The 1,667-nt window shown below is 59.9% G+C and carries 2 protein-coding genes; both read right to left on the reverse strand.

What is annotated here, in order from left to right:
- Positions 1-540 precede the first annotated feature (540 nt).
- On the reverse strand, positions 541-915 hold the full coding sequence (locus tag O9255_RS13680; protein WP_297867424.1) for a hypothetical protein: 375 nt from the start codon (positions 913-915) through the stop codon (positions 541-543).
- Between the two features lie 77 nt (positions 916-992).
- On the reverse strand, positions 993-1,418 hold the full coding sequence (locus O9255_RS13685) for a hypothetical protein (protein ID WP_297867425.1): 426 nt from the start codon (positions 1,416-1,418) through the stop codon (positions 993-995).
- Positions 1,419-1,667 lie beyond the last annotated feature (249 nt).

The following is a 1,667-nucleotide window of genomic DNA, read 5'->3' on the forward strand; positions in this document are numbered from 1 at the left end:
GGTTGCTGCCTGCCAACCGACGATGCCCATGCCGGCAGACCAGGCGGCGCGAAAGCGATGATGCAACAGGAACGCCGTGAAGTAACAGACCGGCATTTCGCGCCGACTGGGCAGCCGCACCGCAGCGCGGACGTTTGCTCCCCAGATGGCCGGCCCGGAGCGAGGCGCTACAAACACCAATGAACATGCCGACTTGCGACGCCTAACGTCTGAGTTAAGCGGCAGCTCCAATCGCGAAGCGATTGGACTGTCCGCTTGAACGAATAGTTAGGCGGAATGTGCCGGAGCCCGAACTTGCAGGCAACCCGGAAGGCGGTTTCTTGGCGCCCGCGCCTGCCAGGAACTCTCACTGGCTACTTTGCGGCCCGGCGGACCTGCGACGCGGACTCACACAGCGCGGGCGAGCCGGATGTCTCGCTGCGAGAGAGTCTCGGCTTGCGGAGGCCGGTATCGCCTCAGACCACCGTAGAACCGACCGCCTAACGCCTGAATTAACCCGTGCCGCGAAGCGGCATCGGGTTGAATGAATTGTTAGGTGCGCTAGCTGATGAGGGCAGCGCTACCCAGTATGAAGATGGCCAAGAAAAGTGACGTAGATGGGAAGCGAAGCGGATTGATCTTACCTTTCAAGGCAACGGCAGCACTCAAGACTGAAAGGACAACGCTTAAACCTGTGAGGAAGACTGCCAGTTCTGAGCGATCAGGATGCATAGCGACATAGCCGTAACCGATGCTCATTGAAAGAAGAAGCACGGTGGCGATGTGCCAGCAGTAATAGTTGAGCCATTTTGAGGCGGGAGGCAGGTGATGAGAGGCCAGGAGCGGGCCAGCTACGCGGGGCCCACCGATGAACGTATGCACACAGAACGTGACAAAGCTTACGAATGAGGCCGACCAGAAGAGATAAACGTTCATAGCGCACCTAACGCCTGAGTTAAGCCGCGCCGAAGGCGTCGGCTTGAATGATTAGTTAGGCCGCATGTTAGCAGAACTCACGGCAACGGCAAGCGGCGACCCTGGGGCTTGGCGGCTACCAGTTCTACGACACGAGCGAACTCAGCGTCTGGCCCTCTCAGAAAGGCGGCGCAGTAGGCAACCAGGTCGTGTGCCAGATGGCGGAACCCATCTAGCGGATCGTCCGAGAAGCCCGGGTACTGACTCTGGCCGCGCTGCGCAACAACAGACATGTATTCAGCGTGGTCTATGCACAGTTCCCCCATGCGATAGCTCACCAGACCAAGGGAGAAACGATAGTGCAGCTCAAGGGCCCGGTCGTCGCGGGAATAACAGCCGGACGCGAAGTTGCCGCCGGAGCTCGCGCCGGATGCACCGTATCCCCACGAGAATCCGCACGGCAGCAAGATCGGGTCAATTAGCTCGCGACCTGCACGCAAAATTTGTGGAGCGAGAAGTTCCATCCAATGCGGCCTAACGATCGAGCTAAGCGGCAGCTCCAATCGCGAAGCGATTGGACTGTCCGCTTGAGCGAGTTGTTAGGCTGTCGCTCACGCCGGATGTTGCATGGCCCGAACTGACAGCCCTCGAAACTGGTTGCTGCCTGCGAACCGACGATGCCCATGCCGGCAGATCAGGCGGCGCGAAAGCGATGATGCCGCAGGAAAGCCGTGAAGCAACAGGCCGGCATTTCGCGCCGACTGGGCAGCCGC

Source organism: Silanimonas sp. (assembly GCF_027530345.1).
Lineage (GTDB): Bacteria > Pseudomonadota > Gammaproteobacteria > Xanthomonadales > Xanthomonadaceae > Silanimonas.